The organism is Balneola sp. EhC07, assembly GCF_001650905.1.
Classification (GTDB): Bacteria; Bacteroidota; Rhodothermia; order Balneolales; family Balneolaceae; genus Balneola.
This window is the reverse complement of record NZ_LXYG01000014.1, coordinates 243,020-264,255: the sequence shown is the minus strand read 5'-3', so window position 1 is coordinate 264,255 and position 21,236 is coordinate 243,020. Positions and strand designations below refer to the sequence as shown.

General features: G+C 36.6%; 22 protein-coding genes. 9 read left to right on the top strand and 13 right to left on the bottom strand.

Going from position 1 to position 21,236, the window contains the following annotated elements; translation table 11 throughout:
- Positions 1 to 35 precede the first annotated feature (35 nt).
- From atpB to guaB, 6 genes are all read right to left on the bottom strand, one after another.
- Positions 36 to 1,097: a F0F1 ATP synthase subunit A gene (atpB, locus tag A8B79_RS06450; protein WP_066219721.1), complete on the bottom strand. Its 1,062-nt coding sequence runs from the start codon at positions 1,095 to 1,097 to the stop codon at positions 36 to 38.
- Positions 1,098 to 1,465: 368 nt separating this feature from the next.
- Positions 1,466 to 1,681, bottom strand: coding sequence for an AtpZ/AtpI family protein (locus tag A8B79_RS06440; RefSeq protein ID WP_066219710.1), 216 nt, complete (start codon positions 1,679 to 1,681; stop codon positions 1,466 to 1,468).
- A gap of 3 nt (positions 1,682 to 1,684) precedes the next feature.
- Entirely contained in the window at positions 1,685 to 2,095 is a 411-nt protein-coding gene (locus A8B79_RS06435) for a bactofilin family protein (protein ID WP_235603606.1), read from the bottom strand.
- Between the two features lie 35 nt (positions 2,096 to 2,130).
- Positions 2,131 to 2,991 carry a M23 family metallopeptidase gene (locus A8B79_RS06430; protein WP_066219706.1) on the bottom strand — a complete coding sequence of 287 codons (861 nt, stop codon included), beginning with the start codon at positions 2,989 to 2,991 and terminating at the stop codon, positions 2,131 to 2,133.
- A 3-nt stretch (positions 2,992 to 2,994) separates the two neighbouring features.
- Positions 2,995 to 4,287 (bottom strand): hypothetical protein, encoded by a 1,293-nt coding sequence (locus A8B79_RS06425; protein WP_153038371.1) that lies wholly within the window; start codon positions 4,285 to 4,287, stop codon positions 2,995 to 2,997.
- A gap of 12 nt (positions 4,288 to 4,299) precedes the next feature.
- Entirely contained in the window at positions 4,300 to 5,784 is a 1,485-nt protein-coding gene (gene guaB / locus A8B79_RS06420) for an IMP dehydrogenase (protein WP_066219702.1), read from the bottom strand.
- 133 nt (positions 5,785 to 5,917) lie between these two features.
- On the opposite strand from guaB, the gene A8B79_RS06415 reads away from it, so the two are divergent.
- Positions 5,918 to 6,667, top strand: coding sequence for a hypothetical protein (locus tag A8B79_RS06415; protein ID WP_066219700.1), 750 nt, complete (start codon positions 5,918 to 5,920; stop codon positions 6,665 to 6,667).
- Entirely contained in the window at positions 6,657 to 7,418 is a 762-nt protein-coding gene (locus tag A8B79_RS06410; protein WP_066219697.1) for a hypothetical protein, read from the top strand. The genes A8B79_RS06415 and A8B79_RS06410 overlap by 11 nt, the downstream gene beginning before the upstream one ends.
- Positions 7,419 to 7,438: 20 nt before the next feature.
- On the opposite strand, the gene A8B79_RS06405 is transcribed toward A8B79_RS06410, so the two are convergent.
- Together A8B79_RS06405 and A8B79_RS06400 are read right to left on the bottom strand one after the other, a co-directional pair.
- Positions 7,439 to 7,786, bottom strand: a complete 348-nt coding sequence (locus A8B79_RS06405; protein WP_066219694.1) for a hypothetical protein — start codon at positions 7,784 to 7,786, stop codon at positions 7,439 to 7,441.
- Between the two features lie 90 nt (positions 7,787 to 7,876).
- A complete protein-coding gene (locus tag A8B79_RS06400; protein ID WP_066219691.1) occupies positions 7,877 to 8,308 on the bottom strand; it encodes a MarR family winged helix-turn-helix transcriptional regulator in 432 nt (143 codons plus the stop codon).
- 116 nt (positions 8,309 to 8,424) lie between these two features.
- Between A8B79_RS06400 and A8B79_RS06395 the strand changes: the two genes are divergently transcribed.
- Genes A8B79_RS06395 through A8B79_RS06385 form a run of 3 tightly spaced genes read left to right on the top strand, consistent with a single transcriptional unit; the run spans position 8,425 to position 9,670 of the window.
- On the top strand, positions 8,425 to 8,964 hold the full coding sequence (locus tag A8B79_RS06395) for an ExbD/TolR family protein (RefSeq protein WP_066219684.1): 540 nt from the start codon (positions 8,425 to 8,427) through the stop codon (positions 8,962 to 8,964).
- A 53-nt stretch (positions 8,965 to 9,017) separates the two neighbouring features.
- Positions 9,018 to 9,257 carry a type II toxin-antitoxin system Phd/YefM family antitoxin gene (locus tag A8B79_RS06390; protein ID WP_066219679.1) on the top strand — a complete coding sequence of 80 codons (240 nt, stop codon included), beginning with the start codon at positions 9,018 to 9,020 and terminating at the stop codon, positions 9,255 to 9,257.
- Positions 9,257 to 9,670 (top strand): type II toxin-antitoxin system VapC family toxin, encoded by a 414-nt coding sequence (locus tag A8B79_RS06385; RefSeq protein ID WP_066219676.1) that lies wholly within the window; start codon positions 9,257 to 9,259, stop codon positions 9,668 to 9,670. The genes A8B79_RS06390 and A8B79_RS06385 overlap by 1 nt, the downstream gene beginning before the upstream one ends.
- Here A8B79_RS06385 and folD read toward each other — a convergent pair.
- Genes folD through A8B79_RS06365 form a run of 4 tightly spaced genes read right to left on the bottom strand, consistent with a single transcriptional unit; the run spans position 9,667 to position 13,859 of the window.
- Positions 9,667 to 10,560: a bifunctional methylenetetrahydrofolate dehydrogenase/methenyltetrahydrofolate cyclohydrolase FolD gene (gene folD / locus A8B79_RS06380; protein WP_066219674.1), complete on the bottom strand. Its 894-nt coding sequence runs from the start codon at positions 10,558 to 10,560 to the stop codon at positions 9,667 to 9,669. The genes A8B79_RS06385 and folD overlap by 4 nt on opposite strands.
- Before the next feature lies 1 nt (position 10,561).
- The gene (locus A8B79_RS06375; protein ID WP_066219672.1) at positions 10,562 to 11,935 is read right to left on the bottom strand and encodes a sigma-54-dependent transcriptional regulator; all 1,374 of its coding nucleotides are present in this window, start codon (positions 11,933 to 11,935) and stop codon (positions 10,562 to 10,564) included.
- A gap of 12 nt (positions 11,936 to 11,947) precedes the next feature.
- On the bottom strand, positions 11,948 to 13,387 hold the full coding sequence (dacB, locus tag A8B79_RS06370) for a D-alanyl-D-alanine carboxypeptidase/D-alanyl-D-alanine endopeptidase (RefSeq protein WP_066219670.1): 1,440 nt from the start codon (positions 13,385 to 13,387) through the stop codon (positions 11,948 to 11,950).
- 1 nt (position 13,388) lies between these two features.
- Complete coding sequence (locus tag A8B79_RS06365; protein ID WP_066219917.1) at positions 13,389 to 13,859, bottom strand: PTS sugar transporter subunit IIA; 471 nt, start codon at positions 13,857 to 13,859, stop codon at positions 13,389 to 13,391.
- Positions 13,860 to 13,978: 119 nt separating this feature from the next.
- Here A8B79_RS06365 and A8B79_RS06360 point away from each other — a divergent pair, with 119 nt between their 5' ends.
- From A8B79_RS06360 to A8B79_RS06345, 4 genes are read left to right on the top strand one after another with little or no spacing between them, the layout of a single operon-like run.
- The gene (locus A8B79_RS06360; RefSeq protein WP_066219667.1) at positions 13,979 to 14,647 is read left to right on the top strand and encodes a heme exporter protein CcmB; all 669 of its coding nucleotides are present in this window, start codon (positions 13,979 to 13,981) and stop codon (positions 14,645 to 14,647) included.
- On the top strand, positions 14,648 to 15,832 hold the full coding sequence (locus A8B79_RS06355; RefSeq protein WP_066219664.1) for a DNA polymerase III subunit: 1,185 nt from the start codon (positions 14,648 to 14,650) through the stop codon (positions 15,830 to 15,832).
- Complete coding sequence (dapF, locus tag A8B79_RS06350) at positions 15,832 to 16,662, top strand: diaminopimelate epimerase (RefSeq protein WP_066219662.1); 831 nt, start codon at positions 15,832 to 15,834, stop codon at positions 16,660 to 16,662. Before A8B79_RS06355 ends, dapF begins: the two co-directional genes overlap by 1 nt.
- Positions 16,655 to 17,947: a type IX secretion system plug protein gene (locus A8B79_RS06345; RefSeq protein WP_066219659.1), complete on the top strand. Its 1,293-nt coding sequence runs from the start codon at positions 16,655 to 16,657 to the stop codon at positions 17,945 to 17,947. Before dapF ends, A8B79_RS06345 begins: the two co-directional genes overlap by 8 nt.
- A 4-nt stretch (positions 17,948 to 17,951) precedes the next feature.
- On the opposite strand, the gene A8B79_RS06340 is transcribed toward A8B79_RS06345, so the two are convergent.
- A complete protein-coding gene (locus A8B79_RS06340; RefSeq protein ID WP_066219655.1) occupies positions 17,952 to 21,236 on the bottom strand; it encodes a peptidase MA family metallohydrolase in 3,285 nt (1,094 codons plus the stop codon).

Below are 21,236 nucleotides of genomic sequence, written 5' to 3'. Positions count from 1 at the left end.
ATTTATTTGTTAGAGTTTATATGAGTTTAATTTCTTTATGATACGTGCTCAACATGATACTCTTCTTCGTCATGGTGATGATCTTCTGCAGCCATTCCAATAAATACTGCGGAAAGAAGAGTGAAAATGTATGCCTGTAACAATCCTACAAAAACTTTCAGAGCATACAACACAACAGTAAGTGTTACTGAAACAACACTAATACCGTACGCTCCTACTGTGCCAAATAATTCAGCAAAAATGAAGATCAACCCTAAGATTGCGATGATCATGATCTTTCCTGAAAGCATGTTTGCAAAAAGTCGAATTGCAAGAGCGAATGGCTTTGTGAAAACCCCTAAGATCTCAACCGGAGTTAAAATTGCTCTTACCCATGTTGGAACCCCCGGGAACCAGAAAATATGTCCCCAATAATCTTTTGTACCACTGAACTGGGTAATTACGAAAGTCATTAAAGCCAATGTAGCAGTAACAGTAAGATCAGCTGTTGCTGTAGCCGCCCATGGAAGTAAACCGAACAGGTTCATGAATGCAATTCCCATGAACATGGTAAAGAAATACGGCACGTACTTATCAGCCTTGTGATCGTCTATGTTTGCGCGAGCAACATCATCACGAATAAAAACAAATAGTACTTCAAAAATATTTTGCAGTGTACCTTTAGGCTCAACGTCTTTTCCTACTCCTTTCTGGTATCTGCGAGACATTGCAACTGTGAACCATACAGCCAAGATCATTCCGAACCAGAAATACATTAAGTGAGAGGTAATGGATAGATCAAAAGCAATTTTACCACCATTGGTTGCAACAAGTATCTCATCAACTACTTCGAAATCATCTGATTTAGCTGCAGATTTTGTGCTTAAGAAAGCCTTGAATGATGTATTACCTTCAGCATCTTCTAAAAAGATCAACCTTGGTAAATATATCTTCCCGCCATTTATAAAATGAGGAATCTTTAAATAATCGTGGTCAGCAACAGTACCCATCACGTCCAGAGGTGAACCGCCTTCTTTCTCTTCTGCTGCAAAAGTGTTTGAAGTACTAACCGATAAAAATAAGAGTGTCAGAAATACGCGACGCAGGGTCTGGATCATTACTTAATTGCTGCTTTTATTTTGTAGTAGTTGATTGAAAAAAATCATTTCCGTTATAGACTGATAAAGATAGGAAATTATGAAACTAACTGTAAAGTAGATTTCATCAATTTTTGTCAGTCCAAGTAAAATTCCCATGGCTGCTAATACAAGTAGAAACCTGATCACCATAGAGAAGAAAAAAACCTTCAAAAATAGCTTAGAATCAGCATTCCAGAAATTATCGAGTATCCAGGCGCTGCTTAAAACGAAAATGAGACTTAAAAGAAAACCACAAATTACAGCTACAGCTGGATCAACAGGTAAAAAAAACGGAGAGATCAGCGCGAGTATGAGCGGGATCACGTTAAATTTTGCGAGCTTTTTTATCACTTTTTCCGGTCGTTGCCTCCGTCACTATTTGCAATTTTAAAAATCAAAATAAAGAAGATGAAAATGCCTGAAATTGCTCCGATCAGAATCCCATTAGGTGAGGAATCCAGAAACTTGTCTGCTAAATAACCGAGGCCAATGGGTATTAAAAGAGTAGCCGCAATTTCCGCACCCAGAGCAAGGTATTTAGCGTATTCTTCAGGCAGGCGCATTCGTTACGCCTTAGCTCCTTTTAGCTGAGTCTCTTCAGCATATTCTGCATCGTTATTCTGAGATAGATTTTTAACATCAGAACCCATCTTACAAGTTCCGTTTATTTGAGCACCTTCTTCCACTACTAAGCTTTTGGTGTAAATATTTCCGTCAATTATAGCTTCTTTTCTCAAAACTAGTTTACTGGTCACTTTAACATCGCCCTCAACTTTTCCAGCAATGTCAGCATCAGAAGAAGATACATTCCCTTTAACGACTCCATTATTGGTAAGAATGATCTTGCCTTTAGAAATAGCCTCACCTACTATCGTACCACTTACCCTGATATCAGAGTTAGCCTGTAGGTTTCCTTTTATTTTGGTACCCTCATTAATAATATTTACTGAAGGTGACTGATTTGTAGAATTACTCACGGTTTTACTCTTTTTATTTTTGTTAAACATACTCATTAAAAAATTAAATAGGCTAATGGATTTTGTGAAACCCCATTTTTCCAAATCTCAAAATGAAGATGTGGTCCTGAACTTGAAATTCCGGTATTCCCTATAAGACCTAGTACATCTCCCTTGAAAACTTTCTCTCCTTTTGTTTTATATAATTTTGAACAGTGCTTATATGTGCTCACCAGTCCATCTTTATGCTGAACAGAGATCACATAGCCGAAATCTATAGTCCAGCTACTGGATATTACCGTCCCGTCAGCAATATTCATAAAAATATCATTTGCCTTAGTAGCGATATCTAAACCGAAATGGCCCTCTAACGGTTCATAGCCTCTCGTCCGCGTACCTTCAGCCGGAGCCTGAGTCGGAAAATCAGGTGCATTTTCTATTACATTTGCTAAAACCAAGCTTCCGCTCTCAAATACTTCTGAAATATTTAAATTTGAAAAAGAAGATGTTGAGGATGAAATATTATTAGAGTTTTCAATTGAAGAAACCGAGCTCAATCGCTCATCCAAAGTTAATGTAGTATCTTTATTTAGTCTTATTACTTCTTTTATCTCTCTAAGCTGCTGATCCCGAACATCCAAAGAATCCTGAAGAGATATTAATCTCTCTGAAATACCTTGTATCTCTCTTTTTATTTCTATCTCATCAGTGTTATAGAGCAATCCACCTAGTGGAGTAAGCATAAATATCATAGCAACTAATACAGAGAAGATTACCGATAACACTGTGAAGCTCATAAACAGGTTATTGGGCTTAATATTATAAGAATCGTCCTGACCGGGCTTACTGTCGTCGAGTAAAATAATTTCAACAGTTTTATGACGATCTTTAAAAAGTCTCTTTATAAATGCTCTCATAATTTAAACTTGCGCATTCTCCACTACTTTATCAAAAAATAAAGACAATTTATTAGTTAAACTTTTTCTTTCATACATCTCGGTAAACTCTTTAGAAGCTTCAGGAATTTTAGCCTTTGCCCACAACTCATACACTTCTTCTAAAGTATTAGTTACATCATAAATGTTATCGGGAACAGCATGAAAACCACCTTTATAATCATCAAGTAATTTTGAAGCTTCTCCGGGATGTACCAAACCTAATATTGGTTTTTTTGTTCCTATATATTCAAAGAGTTTTCCGGATTTGATCTGTTTCAGATTTTCTGAAAAATTTGAGATCATCCACAAAATATCTGCTTTTAATAAATTAGCAACTGAAGTGTCATGAGAAAGATACCCATAGTCTGATATGATATCTTCAAACCCCAGATCGCCGATAAGTTTTTTGATCCTTGAATCCAATCCTCCTTGAAAATGAAGGTGCGTCTTCTCTCTTAGTTCAGGGGTTTTAGTGAATAGCTCTTTCAATCCATTCAAAAATATATCAGGTTGATTTGCTTCATAAAAAAGTCCACTATACAACCAATTTATTTTTCCTTTTTTATAATCCAATGAAGCATTTCTATGAGAATCAAAATCCTCTTGATCAAATCCATGGGATACGATCTCCATATTCAGAGTTTTGGAGGTCAAAACTTCTTGTATTTTATTTCCGGAAAATTGATCCAGAGCCACAACACCGGAAGAATGTCTCAGCCATTCACTTTCTGCACTTACTTTTTTCGTGTTTCTGGATTCAGATTCATTTTCTTCAAAATGATTTCCCGTAAAAAGATCGCGGTAATCTAATACATAAGGAATATCTGTCAACTCATTTAATTGTTGAGCAATAATATGATTACTGAAAGGCGGAGCTGTACTAAAGATCAGATCAATCTTTTTATCATCTATTAATTCTTTTCCCTTTTGGACTGCTGGTTCGATCCAGGCTCTTTTGTTATCGGGGAAATAGATCTTTCTTGAAATAAACCTTAAGAATTTAGCAAGCATCCCCGTAACCAAGCCGGTTTGTTTCTTAACACCACCGAACCTATGGAAAGGTGTATTTGCTTTGACTCTATGAATTTCCAAGTCTAAGTTTTCAAGCTCTTGCTCTAAGGAGTGGTCAAAAAACTGATAAACACCCGGCTCAGGGCATAAAATGATTGGATTCCACCCGAACTCTTTTAAATACTTAGCGAACTTTAATGGCCTCTGAACTCCACTACCTCCCATTGGCGGAAAGTAATAGACGATAAAGAGTACATTTTTCATCAAGCTCAAAAATTACACCGAGTAGTTCGGTGCTTCTTTTGTTATTTGAACTGAATGAGGATGACTTTCTTTATATGAAGCCGCAGAGATCTGAACAAACTCCGCTGTTTTCATTCCTTCAATATTTTCAGCTCCGCAATACCCCATTGCCGCACGCAATCCACCTGTCATTTGGTGAACCACTTCACCTAAATAGCCTTTAAACGGAACACGACCTTCAATACCTTCCGGAACTAATTTATTAATATCATCTTCAACATCCTGGAAATAGCGATCCTTTGAACCCTTTTTCATTGCTCCAATACTTCCCATCCCACGATAGGATTTATATTTACGGGATTCGTATATAATGGTCTCTCCCGGACTTTCATCTACACCTGCAAACATTGATCCCATCATCACAACATCAGCTCCGCCTGCAATCGCTTTTGGAATATCTCCGGTTTGTTTGATTCCACCATCAGCAATTAAACCGACTTCTTCTTCTCTGCAAAATTCAGCGACTTCCATCACTGCACTAAGTTGCGGAACTCCAACTCCTGTAACCACTCTGGTGGTACAAATAGACCCCGGACCAACACCAACTTTTACAACATCTGCACCTGCTTGAACTAATGCTTCTGCAGCTGCTCTGGTTGCGATATTACCACCAATAACATTTAAATGAGGATATTCAGCTTTTATTTGAGACACTGTTTGAAGCACTCCATCAGAATGTCCGTGTGCAGTATCAACTGTAATAACATCAACTCCGGCATTTACTAAAGCTTCTACCCTTTCCATTGTATCAGCAGTAACACCAACTGCTGCGCCTACTCTCAATCTGCCCAAATCATCTTTACATGCATTCGGAAAATTCATTTTCTTTTCAATATCCTTGAAAGTGATCAATCCAACCAGCTTATTTTTCGAATCTACGATTGGCAGTTTTTCCACTTTAAAGTGTTGAAGGATCTTCTCCGCCTGTTTAAGAGTAGTTCCCTCTTTTGCAGTGTAAAGATCTTCTTTAGTCATGATCTCTCCCAGTTTTTTCGTCATATCAGACTCAAAACGAAGATCACGGTTTGTAACTATACCAATCAAAATACCTTTATCATCTACAATGGGTATTCCACCAATTTTGTGCATACGCATTAAAGAGCGTGCATCCTTTACCGTAGAGTTTTCATCCAGAGTAACCGGATCGACAATCATTCCACTTTCGCTTCTTTTTACCAGACGAACTTGTTCAGCTTGCTCTTCTATGGTCATATTTTTGTGAAGCATCGCAATTCCACCTTCCCGAGCTAAAGCAATTGCCAGGCGGTATTCAGAAACCGTATCCATTGCCGCACTAACAATAGGTATGTTCAATTTAAGCGTTGGTGTAAGCTGAACACTTAAATCCACATCTCTTGGTAATATTTTTGAATAATTGGGTACTAATAAGACGTCATCATAAGTAAGCCCTTGTCGGGTGATGCGTTCAAATGGTGAAGAGTCATTCATTTTATTCATGAAAGAAAAGAAATTTTGGCTTGCAGTTTTTCAAAGATACAAACTTATTTACTGTATTTAGAATCATAATATGGGATAATTTTGATAATGAATTTAATCTTGTATACTTCTGAATTATTAACTCAAGAATTTTATGAGTGAGAAAAAATATTCTTATAAAGAAGTGAGAGCAATAATCTCAATGGCTTCTAAAATTGAACATTCTCAAGAAGCTTCTCTTAACGACTTTTCTATGGATGATATAAAGTCGATTGCTTCCTCTTCAGGTATTTCTAAAGAAAGTATTAATGAAGCTCTTAGTTATTTAAATGCTGAAAACAATCAAGAGTTCTATTCTCTTAAGGATGGAGTTGTTTTAAAAACTATAATAGATATGAAAATATCTGAGTTGGACTGGGAAGAAATAGTTTCTCTTTATAGAAAAGAGTTTAAATCTCACGGTACTTCAGGTAAACTAGGTCAAACGTTCGAATGGTACCTCAATACTAAGAGAAAGGATATCCATATTTCAGCAACCAGAGCTAAAAATACCAGTCTTATACAAGTTTATGCTGATTATGCTAAAACTATTAACAAGCTTAAAGTTTCAGGTTCCGTAGTTGGTTTTATTATCGTTGCAATTATTTCTTCTCTTCTTAATCTGGATTCAATTTCGAACTGGCTTCCTGTTCTTTTGAATGTTTCGGGTGCTTTTTCAGGGTATTTAATCTCATCACGAATTGGAAATTACTTTAAGAACAAGCAAAAAAAGTTTTTAATGAACATTTCCAATCAAATATCGTCTGTTATTTTTAAGGATAGAAATACGCAGATCGATTTTTCAGATGAGATCGAGTCAGATTCAAAAAACAATACAAAAAAATCAATACACGTTGCCGAATAATCATACATATACAAAAAAAGAGATCAGTAAAATTCTCAAAAAAGCTTCTGAAATTCAGACGCAAAAAGACCTCTATGGTGACAGAGATGGACTCTCAGAACAGGAAATTCTGGAACTGGCCAATGAAGTTGGTATTGACAAAGCATCTCTTTTGGAAGCTATACATATTCATGATAAACCTGATTTTGATCAGGACTTTAAATGGAGTAAAGTAACCTCTAAATTACAGGAAGTAACCTATGTTGATTTAGAAATGACTTCAGAACAGTGGGAAGATATTGTTCAGGAGATCAGAAAAGTGACCGGAGGAATCGGCAAGTCAGCAAAAATTGGAAAGTCTTTTGAATGGGAGCAAAGAAGACGTGAATTTGGTTATAAGCATATCTCATTAACTCCTAAAGATGGGAAAACAAAAATTCAGTATGTTCATAACTGGACAGCAATGAAGGTCCCTCTTCTATTTATCCCTGCATTTTTGGGCTCTGTTTTTATGTTAGTAGCTTTAAAAGGAATGGGACTTCCCAAATCAACAGCCGTAATGTTTGCTCCATTGGGTGGATTGGTTGCCTTTACAGGAGGACTTACCTATCTGAAGTATCATTACAACAAGGAAAAAAGACGTCTTAAGAATATGATCAGCGCTATCTCAAAAAAGATAACTTCTTCCAGAGGTGCGAAAATATCTATAGAAGATGAGGATGTATATTCCAATGAAAATACCGCCAACAAATCCGGAAACAGAACTCACTGAATTGTCGGCGGTTTACAACTTCATGCAAGAGATTTCACCTTCAACGCTTTAATAGCTGCTTCCAAAGAGCAAATCCCATCCTGAAAACTACTTACCCAAAAGTGAACCGTATTTCTTCTTTGCTGAACAAACTGATCACAGCTTGAATAATAGCCTTTCAATTCCTGAACCATGAAACGAACGTCATCATAGATCTCGATCTTTAATTCATCCGGTAATTCTCCCCAGCCCATTAATTCAAAAGTCTGCTGCATTTCAACGAACTCTTGTTTGCTTTCTTTTTTGATACGATTTAAAAGTGGAGCAACAAAAAGTTTAGTTTCTGATTTTTTAGAGATTGCCGGAGTTGTAAGTGTATGAAGTGTCATGATAGTTGGGTTTTGTTTTATTGTTTACCCAAACTTAATCATACGGAGTGACAACATAGTGTCACCCTATTAAAAATAAATTTCCTTCTACTATTTTACACCATTAATAGAGTTTAAAGCATCAATCAATATTTCCATTTCTTTCTCCTTTTTAAAAGGAAACAAGTCTATTGCCTTTTCCTCAGCAGATTCTGTTGCATAACCATGAACTTTCTTCCCGCTATTTGTCAATCTAACTATACTCTTCTTGATATCCACAGGTCTGTCTTCACGTTCAATGAGTCCGATTTTTTCGAGTTTTGGTAGCTTACGAGTCAGATCTGTAGTTGAAATTCCAACTTGTTTTGCAAGCTCTGCTCTTTCCATTTGATGATTTCTTGCTTTATTCAATACATGAAGGATAATAAAATCATCCAATCCAACCCCATTTATGCCCAATCTTGAATCAAATCTTCTTCTGACTTTTGATTTTATAATTGAGAGGTCAATGAAAAATTGAAGTTTTGTGCTTAATTCGTTCATGTGTTTAAAATTAATTTATAGAAATCACTCACATATTCTAGCATTAAGATGCTAAGGTATCACCTCTAAATAATGAGTTTATAGATAGTACAACTTTACACTTAAAGGAGTTTACTATGTTTAATAACAAACCGATCCGTGAAAAAGCTACTATAAACGGCTCTTCAATGGCTGACATCGCTTTTCTGCTACTCATCTTTTTCTTAGTTACTACAACCATTAATGTAGATACCGGGATATCTTTAGTACTGCCTCCCCCTATTCAAGAAGACAGACCTCAAGTACACGAAAGAAATCTTATGAATATTCTTGTCAATGCAGATGGGTTGATAAGGATGGATGACAAACCTGTGTTGATCGATGAAGTAAAACCAATACTCAGGGAATTCATAAATAATAAAGGAAAAGACCCTGAACTGTCAGACTCACCACAAAAAGCTATTATATCCTTAAAAACTCAACGAGAAACACCATATAAGGTTTATATAGATATGCTTGATGAAGTAATGGGAACCTATAAACAGCTTAGGAACGAGGCTTCTATTTCAGAATTTGGAATTGAATTCAAATCCCTTGTTAACAACAGCTCGCAAAAACAATTGATAATAAGGATGTATCCCAAAAATATATCAGTTGCTGAAACGAGTGAGAACTGATTTGAATATCAATGAGATTTATGTACATTATTTATGTACATAAATAAATTACAATGAAGAAAGTCCCTGTTAATCAAGTTAGAGAAGAGTTAGCAAAATATTTAGCGGCAGCTGAAAATGGTGAAGAAATCATAATCACTAAACATAACAAACCAATTGCCAAACTGGTGAACTATAAGGAACCCAGGAAAAACAAACTTCCGGATATGACGGAATTCAGAAAGCAATTTAAAGTAAAGGGAAAACCTATGTCAGAGTTTGTAATTGACATGAGAAAGGAAGACAAGTATTGATGTATATAGATACAAGTTGTCTTTTCGCTTTTTACATTTATGAAACAAATTCTAACCATGTAGATGAGCTGATCAATAAAAGTCCTGATGTCTTTATAAGCAGACTCACCTTAATAGAAATGCTTTCTTCCTTAAAAAAGAGAGCCAGAATGAATGAAATATCTAATTCCTCAGTAAAGAAAATATATGCTTTGTTTAAAGATCATATAAGCATTGGTATTTTCCAGGTTTTGGATTTAGATAGCTTAGTATTTTCAAACGCTGAGATTTTGCTTTCTTCCACTTCAACCCCTCTTCGAACTTTAGATGCTTTACATCTTGCAGTTGCTTCAGAAAATAATCTTAAAATATTTACTTTCGATAAAACACTTATAAAAGCAGCAAAGGAACTTCAAATAGGAACTTTAGACTAATCAACCGGATAAATACTTTTCTTGGCTGCAAGGAGAGTATTCTTCATCAGCATTGCTACTGTCATTGGACCCACTCCACCCGGAACGGGAGTGATCCAGCTGGCTTTTTTCTTTACGGATTCAAAGTCTACATCCCCAACTAACTTGTACCCTTTTTCTGAAGTTTCATCAGCTACTCTATTGATTCCAACATCCACAATTACGGCTCCTTCTTTTACCATTTCAGCCTTTACCAAATGTGGTTGTCCTGCTGCAACGATCAAAATATCCGCATTAATGGTATGAAGTGTAAGATCTTTGGTGTATTTATGACAAATAGTAGTAGTCGCCTTTCCGGATGAATTCTCTCTGGAAAGCATTGTTGCCATAGGAGAGCCGACTATATTACTTGCACCAATAACAACTGCATGTTTTGCTTTCACTCCAATGCTGTAATGTTTAAATAATTCCATCACGCCCGCGGGAGTACAACTTTTAAAACAAGGTTGATCCAGAGACAATCTGCCCACATTCATAGGATGGAATCCATCCACATCTTTTCGGTGATCTATGGTTTCAATTACATCATGAGAACTTAAATGTGACGGTAAAGGAAGCTGAACTAAAATTCCGTCAATAGAATCGTCAGTATTATATTCCCGGATCAAGGCTTTCAGCTCTTTCGCAGAGATCGTATCCTGTAATATTTCTGTTTTGGTTTCAATACCAACATCTTCACAGGCTTTTGTTTTGGCGCCGGTATATACTCTTGAGGCAGGATCATCTCCAACTAAAACGACTTGAAGAAACGGAGGTCTGTTACCTTTTGCTTTCCAGTCAGAAACATCTTCTCTCACACGATCTCTGACAAGACCTGCTACTTTTTTACCATCAATGATTTCTGCACTCATGCTATCGCTCTATATTATATTTTTTCATTTTGTTGTAGATATGACTGCGTTGTAAGCCCACCGCATCTGCAGTTTGAGAAATATTCCAATCGTTCTTTTCGAGTTGTTTAACCAAAAATATTCGCTCTGCTGTCTCTTTAAAATCCTGAAAGTTATCTGTCTCGTCTGCTAGACCACCAAGATCTTTTCCATCTATTTCTTTCGACTTTAATACACTTTCAACAGACTCCTTATCTATTAAACCGTCAGCTGATAAGATACCCAACCTTTCTACTGCGTTATATAGTTCACGAACATTTCCTGTCCACTTTCTTTTCTTGAGAGCTTTTAATCCCGATTCATCAAATTCTACTGATGAAAAGCTTATATCAGTTGCCTTTAATTTTTCGAGACAGGATCTGGCTATTAACGGAATGTCTCCGGTTCTGTCATTTAAACTGGGAACCTCTATCGGTATTACACTAATTCTGTGAAAGAGATCTTCTCTGAAGTTTCCTTCTTTAATTTCTGATTGCAGATCTTTATTGGTGGCGGCCAGAATCCTCACATCAACTTTGATAGATCCATTTCCTCCAACCCGAGTAATGGTATTTTCCTGAAGAGCCCGAAGTACTTTAGCCTGAGCTTCTAAACTCATATCCCCGATCTCATCCAGAAAAAGAGTTCCTCCATCAGCTTGCTCAAACTTACCGATTCTTTGCTCATTAGCGCCGGTAAATGCTCCTTTTTCATGGCCAAAAAGTTCACTCTCCAATAATTCAGAAGGAATTGCTGCGCAGTTTACTTCTACAAATACTTCTCCACTTCTCGGGCTTTTCTCATGGATCCATTTTGCTACCAACTCTTTACCTGTTCCGTTTTCGCCTGTGATCAGAACTCTGGATTGAGTCGGAGCTACTTTATTGATCATTTCTTTGATCCTGTTAATAGCTTTGCTCTCTCCGATGATCTCCTGGATCTTAGGAAGCTTTTTTCTGATCTGTTTTACTTCTTTAGCCAGATCCTGTTGAGAAAGTGCGTTTCTGACTGTGAGAAGTAATCTGTTCAGGTCAGGTGGTTTTTCAAGAAAATCGAAGGCTCCCATTTTCGTTGCTTCCACGGCAATATCAATGGTGCCATGACCTGAGATCATAATTACCGGAAATTCAAAACCGGCTGTTCTTATTTGTCGGAGCGTTTCGATGCCGTCAATTCCTTTCATCTTGATATCCAAAAACAACAAATCGAATTCATTTTTGGAGATCATTTCTAAAGTTTCTGTACCACTTTCCGCCAGAGAAACTTCATAATCTTCGAATTCAAGAATTTCCTTCAGAGTGTTACGAATACCTCGTTCATCATCTGTAACTAAGATATGTGGTTTAGATTTCGGCATGGCTGAATCTAATCAATATTTTTCATACAGATATTGCAAAATCTGCTGATGAGAATTATCTACCGGGCGTACTTTTCCTGCAAAATGATTAGTGGCTAAACTAAAAATGATTTGTTTTCCAGATCGGGTAGTCATGTAGCCACTTAGTGTCCTCACCCCACTTACATATCCTGTTTTTGCACGGATATTATTATACAATTCAGTTCCTTTAAACCGATGAGCAATGGAACCATCAATTCCTGCAACCGGGAAACTGTTATAAAACACATCCCATTCATTATGGGATTTCATCGAATACAGCAACTTGCTGATGTTTCCCGTTGTGGTATAATTCCCCATTGCCAAACCGGAACCATCATTCATTTTCACCAAATTGGTATCCACTCCTTGTTCTGCCAGAAAATTGCGGACTTCTTTAATACCGTTTTCGAAGGTACCCGGAATTCCTTGTTCTTCCGCTGCCAAGGTTTTCAGCATCATTTCTGTATAGAAGTTATCGCTTTCCTTATTCGCCCATTTAATTAATTCAGAAAGTGGCTTGGAAGAGTGGGAAGCAATAACTTTATAATTAACCCAATGATCAGGAATATTATCTCTATGAACTTCAAATGTCGAATTGGTTTCAATTCCTTTCAAGTTTAAGTAAGTATCAAAACTATGAAGGAAATAATTCTCCGCTTCTGATATAGCCAGTGATTCTTCTTCCAAATATCCTTTTGGGAGTTTGCTTCCAAGATAGATTAAGTTTGATCCTAATCCTTTTTTGTAATCTTCATCATATTTCCTGTTTTCTTCTACAATCTCTTGTTCATTAGTAAACTCAACGTATTCTGTATTTTCGGGAAACCAATTTATTTCGGGAGTATCCCCTATTTTTCCATCTGCATTTACTACTAAATCAACCGCATTGTTATTGAACGATAATGGTGCGACCTCAACTCCGTAATAAAACGACATATCATACCAGTCCCATCCAATCGGAAAGTCTTCCTCATCGAAGAAACCAATATTTGCAACTAAATCACCTGCAATATTTTTGATTCCGTTGCTCTTAATTTGTTTTTCCAACTCACTAAACACATAATATCGATCGTCATCATAAAGAAACCCGCTAATACTTGGGTCGCCTATTCCTCTAATAATCAAATCCCCATAATAGACCGAATCCGTGATTTGACCATTTCCATATATATTTGTGTAATAAGTATAGTCACTTCCTAACCGATCTAAGACTGTAGCAAGTGTATATAATTTCTGATTGGATGCAGGGATGATAAGTTTATCAGAATTGAAGTTTTCCAGTTTATTACCGGATTCATCCAAAACAGTTAATGACCAAAATGCTTCCTGATTGGGCAGGGTTTCCAATAGCTGCTCAATATCCTGTGCCGATAATGAAACAGATACACTAAACGAGAGAACTATGAGCACTAAGGTTCTTAAAAATCTCATTTTAACCCGGGAAATATTTTTCTTCTTCTTCCTGAAAAGCCTCGAGTATTTGTTGAGAGCTTTTGCAACTAAAAACCTGCTCCCTGAATGTTCCACTATTCATCAATCTTGAAATCCTGCTCAATAATTTAATATGAATGCTGTTCTTTTCATTCGGTCCTACTAATAGAAATACCAATCGAACCGGAGTGTCGTCTACAGAATTAAATTCCAATGGTTTTTTAAGAACGGCAAAAGCGCCATGATTTTCATCAACTAGTTCTGTCTTACAATGTGGAATGGCCAAGCCTTTTCCCACACCTGTTGACATCACCTGCTCTCTCTCCCACACAGCTTCTTTAATTTCCTGTAAATGCTCAGCGCCTATCTTATCGCTTAAAGAATCTACCAAAACTGAAATCAATTCCTGTTTATTACTTACTTCAAGCTCAGAAAGAATAGTTTCGGGTTTCAATAATGAGAATAGGTTCATCTGTAGCTTGTTAAATATTGGGGTTTCAAGTCTTGGAATATAGCCAGTTGAACGGGAATCAATCAAAGATTATTTGTTTGATTTTGGGCAACTCCGATACTAAATCCTTAAACTTGGGTATGGATTGGTTACAAGGCACAATTACTATTTTTAAAAAGGATCTAAAGACAGAGTTCAGAACACGATTTGCATTCAATATGGTGATCGCTTTTGTAATCTCTGCCCTTCTTTTGATCATGTTCACATTAAAAGCCCAGGAACTTAACCCCACTCCGAAAAGTGGTTTGATTTGGATCATCGTTTTATTTGCAGCTCTTTCTTCGTTGGGAAGAAGTTTTATTTCTGAGACGGATAAAAATACCTACAACCTTTTGCGAATTTATGGATCAGGAACATCTGTATTTTCAGGAAAACTACTTTACAACATCGCATTTAGTTTTATTATCAATGTCTTCACTTTCGGTATTTATATTTTTCTGGTTGATCTCTCAATTGTTTCCTGGAGTTCTTTTTTAACAATCCTGATTTTTGGAACCATTGGCTTATCGGGTGTTTCTACAATGATCGCTGCCATCGTTTCTCAAGCTGACAGAAAGGGAGCTATTTTTTCAGTACTGACCATTCCGCTTTTTATACCATTTATTCTGTTGCTTACAAGCATCACAAAAAGTGCCTTTATAGACGGATCTTCAGAAGGTTTTACAAACGATTTTTCTGCATTAATTGGATTTATCGGGGTTACTATAACAGCAGGAATTTTACTTTTCGAATATATATGGGAGGAATGATTGAATATTTCATTTGGAAATAACCGCTTGATCGGACAAAAAAGAGCGAAGGATCAAATTGAGCGAATGATCGGCTCCGGAAGAATTGGCCATGCTTATTTAATATCAGGCGCAGCAGGTGTTGGTAAAACGGCTTTTGCTCTTGCTTTTGCGGAAGCTATGAATGGCATCAGCAATATCTCTGATCTGGGCACAGAAACCAGTTCTAAGAAGTCATCATGGTTTTCTCACCCCGATATTCATGTTTTTATTCCCAAGCCGACATCAGCAAATACTGAAGACCTCAGGGAGCGTTTGGAATTATTGGCGAAGGATCCTTACGAGATCATAAATTTTTCTCAAAGACCGTCTCTTCATGATGAAAGCTCCTCCAAAAACTTACAGGCATTTTATCCTATCGATTATTTCAGAGATGAGATCAGACCTGTTGCAAAGCTCCGTCCTAACGAAGGGGATTGTGTTGTAGTAATTATGACACAAGTTGAAACAATGAGAAAGGAAACTGCCAATGCTTTTTTAAAATTACTGGAAGAGCCTTCTGATCGCCTGATGTTTATTCTGACAACAGAAAGTTACGAAAGCCTCCTTCCTACTATCACATCCCGTTGTCAACATATTCCTCTTGGTACACTTACACAAACTGAGGTTGAACAGGGATTAGTTGACATAGATAACATTGATCCGGATGATGCCAAGTATCTGGCCAGAGTAGCAAACGGCAATTACGCCGCAACGCGATTTTTTGACGTAAAAAGATTAAAGCAGAATCGAGAAGAAATTGTAGAATTTTTAAGGCATTCATTCAGCCAGGATGCTTCTGCACTTTCAAAACTTTCTCAGGATTGGCAAAGCTCAAATAATATTGAAGGCCTGATCGCTATTACCAATTTACTGGAAATGTATATTCGAGATCTGATCGTCTATAAGGAAACAGAGAATGAAAAACTGGTTACTAACGTTGATCAAATAGATTCCGTAAAGAAATTCGTGAAAGCTTTAAGTGAAGCTAAATTGGAAAATATGCTTTCCCATATTGATGAATGCCGACCAATGCTCCGACAAAATGTATCCCCAAAATTGATATTTGTTGTACTTTCATTCAGGTTTTCTGCACTAATGAGAGGCCTTGATCCCTATATCTCGGAAAATGAAAACTGGAAACATTTACCGGCTTTTGTAGAATAATGAGAGAAATTACGTTTTATAAAATGGAAGGTGCAGGTAATGATTTTGTGGTTATCGACAACAGAGACCTTCAGTTTTCAATGAAAGAGATCATTGATTTTACTCCTGAATTATGTGATCGACGGTTTGGTATTGGAGCTGACGGATTAATGGCATTGGAAAATCCTCAAATCGATGGAGTTGATTATACCATGATCTACAGAAATGCAGATGGAAGCGATGCAGGTATGTGCGGGAACGGGAGCCGATGTCTGGCGTTGTTTGCAGCACATCATGGTTTCGGAGTAGATCAAACTTTCAATGTTCACAAAGCTATATACAATGCTGATGTAGATCTACAGAATAATTTAGTCTCAGTAAGTTTTCCTGATGTATTGGAACCGGAAAACATTCAGATTGAGAATCATCAACTTATTCAGGTTTATACAGGGACCGAACATGTTGTAAATTTTGTAGATGATGATCAGCTTAAAATTGAATCCGAGCTAATTACTGTTGGTTCAATGCTTAGAAATCACGACAGTTTAAATCCACCGGGTTCAAACGTTAATTTTGTTTGTAAAAAGGAAGAAACGAAAATAGAACTTCAAACTTTCGAGCGCGGTGTTGAAGGTTTAACATTAGCTTGCGGTACCGGAGCTATTGCATCTGCTATTGCTACACATTACTCCAATAATGAAAAAGAGAATGAAAATTTCGATTACATGATCTCAGTAAAGGGAGGAACGCTTAAGGTCTCTTTTAATTACGATACTGAGAACAAAACATATAAAAATATAAGACTGGCAGGACCGGCCAACTTCGTTTTTGAAGGGAAAATTAATGTTTAGAAATATCTTTATTTCTTTTTTGGCAGTTCTTTTATCGTGTTCAGGAACGTCTGAAATTTCTACAAGATATTCGAATCCGGATGAAAATCAGGATCAGGGGTTGCTCCTAGTGCCTGATCAATTGAGCGCTCCAGCTTCTTTTAAAAGCATTCAACTTTACAGAAAAGGGAATCAAAATAATCCGCCTATTATAACTCTGAACAATAGAGAAAAGCTTGTTTTAGAATTTGATGAGCTTACTTCTCTCTCAGGACAATTCAGAGTTACCTTTGAACATTTCGACCAAAACTGGAACCCAAGTAATATACCGGAAGCTTGGTATTTAGATGGTTTTAATGAGCTTATTATTACAGGAGGAGAAATAAACTCCCTGTCAAAACCCAACTATTTTCACTATAAATCTGAATTTCCTAATAATAATGTGAAATTCATATCCAGTGGTAATTACTTGCTCAATGTTTTTGATTATTCATCAAATACTAAACTTTTCAGCATTCCCTTTTTTGTAACAGAACAGGCAGGAAAAATCAACTCTAGAGTTGAAACACTTTATAATTCAGGAAATAATTTTTCTGCTTCAGATCAGCTTTTTTCAATTTACGAATACCCTGAAGAAGTGGAATTTCCACAATTCGATCTGTCTTTTAGATTTGTACAAAACCGGTTTTGGGGAAGTGCAAAATCTACGGAAACCTTTGACATCACATCTCCGGGTAAGGTTCGATTTTATACACCAAGAAGCAATTTATTTACATCGGGTTTTGATTTTATCCCTTTAGATCTCACGGATCTAAATATCAATTTAGATAAGATTGAAGATTGGCAGCCTGAGTTTACTCCTCCCAAAGTTATTTTGAAGAGAGACATACTAAATTTTACAGCCTCTCCTTCTGTAGGCTATTCATCAAACTTTGGTAAACCTAAAAAGAACAGAGATTCCAGATACGCAGAGGTACAATTCAGATTCAAATCAGGAACGTTGAATACTGAAAATACAGAATTATATGTAGCAGGAGATTTTAACTCCTGGATCTTAGATAAAGATTCAGAATTGAATTATAACTCCAATACCGGTTTATGGTCGGCTGATGTATTAATTAAGGAAGGCAATTATCGATATAAATATTTTCAAAAGAACGAAAACTCGGATAATTCCACAGCTATACCCATCAATGACTCGATTACGAATCGCAGGCAAGTATATCATTCTTTTGTCTACTACCTTGATCCGGGAAAAAACTACCAAAGACTTTTAATCATAGGTGGTTTTAACTCCGATAATTGATCTATTAGAAGTCAATTCCTATTGAGAAATAATGAACCGCATCAGATTTAAAGCCCGTTCTATCATAAGCCCAACCAATATCATATCCAAACGGCAAGCCAAAGAGTATTGATCTTAAACCAAAACCTGCGCCAATTAACACATCGCCGTCTAAGTATTTGAATTCAGAGAATGTACCATCACCATTTGGTATATACCCTGAGGTTTCTTTTGCTACCGTAAAATCCAGTTTTTTATCATTTATCGCGAATTCAGAATTTAGATCAGGATTTTTAAGAAGTCCGTAATTTATCGTCTGTCCCCAAGCGGCTCCTGCATCAACAAATGCAAGACCGGTAACATTGTATAGAGGTAGAATAGGAACAGCTCCCGGTACAAGTGCTGCAAACAATGGAAATCTGAATTCTGCATTTACAAGACTAAACTTATTACCATTGATCGAGTTGTATTCAAAGCCTCTCAAAGGAAGAGCAGGTACCGTAAAAAAGTTATCGGTTATTCTGTCATTTGAGAAACCATTATTTGAATATTGTTGATTTAACCAACCTAATTTACCACCCAAGAAATAGTTCTGTGAGTCTTTTCCTATAGAGGCTGCTCCGGAATATCTTAAAGCAAATGTGTATTGATATCCCATATCAAAATATTTTCTAAAGTCACCCAAAACTGAAGCGAATTCGGGTGCTGTCTTTCCAATTACAGGACTACCACTCAAACCAACAGAATATCGGTATCCACCACGTGGAGTAATAAAACCCGGTTTTGTTTTATCATCAGTATAAACCAGTTCAGGATATAGAAATTGACTTTGTTGACTTCTGTCGGCAGAAGAAGTTCCGGCTCCGTTAGGACGATCGATCACAGAGTTGAAATCCAAATCTACATTAAGCAGAGTTACATTAAAATCAAGTCTGCTGAATTTATCGAATGGGTATTGAACTGTACCTCCTAAACCATAGGTTCTGTAGCGGATTAGATCTCCAAAAAAGCTTTGGTATTTTCTTGATGTATGAAAGTAACTTATAAAGTAATTCGTTCTGTTCTTTAGATTTCCAAACCTGAAACTATAATCACTTTCTCTTAAATCGAAAACAAAGTTTGTACCCAGCGACAATTGATAATCACCAAGCAAGTCACTGATTATAAACTGAGTAAGAGCATAAGAACCATAAGTTGAAGCTACAAAGGATGGGCTGTATGCAATATCGACGTCAAATTTAAGTCTGTACTCTTGCGGAACATATCTACCATCTTCCGTTAAATTGTCACTTACTGTAAAAGCTTCAATATCCTGAAGGTAGATCGTTGAATCCTGAAGCACATCGTCTGTAAACACATAATTTCTAAAGTCGATGCCATCTTCTTCGTTATTAGATAAGATAGAATCTGCTTCAACTTTCTCTTTTTCTTCTATATCAGTAATTGAAACAACCCCTTCTTTAAAAAACTCCTGAGCAAATTTCGTAGCAGGAACTCTTTGAGCTTCTGATTCTGAAGAGCGTCTTTTAGCCCAATAGTTTTCTGTAATAGGTTTTTTGATCTCTTTATTTAAAGGTGATTTGATCAAGAAAATATCTAAGTACCCATTGTTAATTGAATTGAAAGCCAGTTTACTTCCATCAGCACTTATTGATATCTGGGATATACCCGTCTGTAAATCAGTAATTGATACTGCAGTTCTTGTTTTTAAGTTCAGCTCTTTAAGGTTTTGAATCCCGTTTTCATCTGAAATAAAAAGAAGTTTCCCGTTTTGGGTAGTTATTGGTTGAAACTCATTCCACAACGGACTATTTGTAATTTGAATAGCTCTGTCAGTGCCTATTTTCACTTCGTAAATATCTGTCTGATACATACCATTGTTCTTGAATAAACTGTAACTGGTAAGTGTTTCACCCAATGCTAAGCTCTCTCCTCTGTCAGATACAAAATAAACGGATTTTGAATCTGATGACCACGCCGGTTCTCTATCCGAGTAGATATCTCTGGTAAGATTTTTCAGCTCTTTTGTGTTCAAGTCAAAAACGAACACATCCTGAAAAGGTCCAATGTTTCCGTCAAATGCTATTTTTGCTCCGTCAGGCGACCAGGAAACTGATCCGATTGCATCTATATTCGGGAACTTGATCTTTTCTATTTCTTTCGTGTTATAATCTATGATTGCAATATCATCTCTTCCTTTTGTTTTTGTGGATAAAGCAACTTTAGAGCCATCAGGCGACCATGTAAGGTTCGGATTAAGGATATTCAGTTCCTCGAAATCAGGATTATCTTCACCTCTGATCAATGTTTTGAGCTTATTGCCATTGATCGTGCTTATTACCGCGACATCAAAATAGCCTCTGCTATTAGTTATAAATGCGACTTTATCCCCTTGTGGAGAAATTGCAGCACTAGTATTATATGAACCAAACTTCCCTCTTTCAGTAAGAAGTGTAGCCAATGCATCAGCTCGTTCTCTCTCTGCAACTTCCGGATAGTACCTTTTCTTCAATGCTTCGGTCCAGGCTTTCGAAATCTCGTCGACGTTCATACCGACTGAAGTAATTAATCCATACTCAACACTTCTGCTCGTCTTAATGCTTTGAAGAATTTCTGCGATCTTCTCTCTTCCGTATTCTTCAACAATATAGTTCCAAAAAGACTGCCCTCCTCTGTATGCGTAATAGCCATTCAGGTATCTTATCGGAGGTAAATAATTATTAATTACCGCATCTCTGATAAACATATCGGTATTGGTATCCCAACCCAAAGCAGTGTATTCAGCTAAACCTTCCTCAAACCAAAGTGGAAATACTAACTGAATATTATTTTGAATTATAGAATTAACCGACCCTCCGTAAAACATATCATTAAATACAGCGTGCACTAACTCATGGTGTATTGTACGTCTGAAATCACTGTATTCTCCATCAAAGGGAATAGTCATTCTGTTTTTATACTTGTCAGTTACTCCACCTATTCCCTCTGCACTTGTGGGAAGGTTTACTACATTCGTTTGAGAAAAATCATTATGAGAATCATAAATAATAACCGATATCCGATCTGATAGTTCATGATCAAAATCATCTTTTAGTTGTTTGTAGGCACTTTCAACACTCATAGATGCAAACTCTGCGAGCTTATAATTTTTTTCTCCATAGTAATACACATCGAAATGTTTCGACTGTAAATACCTCCACTCAAAATTTTCATACTGAACTCTGTTTTTCCCATAAGAGAAATATTGAGCATCACTTAAACTAGAAGCCAGCAGGCCTATTAGAATGGGTAAGAAAATTCGTGCCTTCAT